Source organism: Streptomyces galbus, from assembly GCF_005280195.1.
Classification (GTDB): domain Bacteria; phylum Actinomycetota; class Actinomycetes; order Streptomycetales; family Streptomycetaceae; genus Streptomyces; species Streptomyces galbus.
Genome location: NZ_SZPR01000016.1, coordinates 1 through 367, shown reverse-complemented (window position 1 = coordinate 367; position 367 = coordinate 1). Strand labels below are relative to the sequence as shown.

At 70.8% G+C, this 367-nt stretch carries 1 protein-coding gene; it reads right to left on the bottom strand.

Annotated features, from left to right (window positions below):
* On the bottom strand, positions 1 to 367 hold a 367-nt coding region (locus E4U92_RS19485; protein WP_137301733.1), incomplete at both ends, for a hypothetical protein.

Below are 367 nucleotides of genomic sequence, written 5' to 3'. Positions count from 1 at the left end.
TCCAGGGCCGGGTGGGGGTGTCGTCGAGGGGCAGGGCGGTGACGCCGGTCTTGTAGAGGGTGGCGTCGTAGCGGTAGCGGGTGAGTTCGTTGTGGGCGCTGCCGCGCTTGAGCTGGATGTCGGTGCCGGCCAGGTCGGGGACGTGGTGGGCGAGGGCGCTGAAGTACTCGGGGTCGACGAGCAGTTCCTTCTCCAGGACCAGGCTCTGTTCGACGGCACGGCGGATCGCGGCCGTGTCCTCCGGGTCCTCCGCCCGCGCCGTCTGCACACCGGAGGCGAAGGTCCGCAGCAGCCGTGGATTGCGCAGGTCGCCCAGGAACAGGGCGCCACCGGGGGTGAGGAGGCGGAAGGCCTGTTCGACGACCTG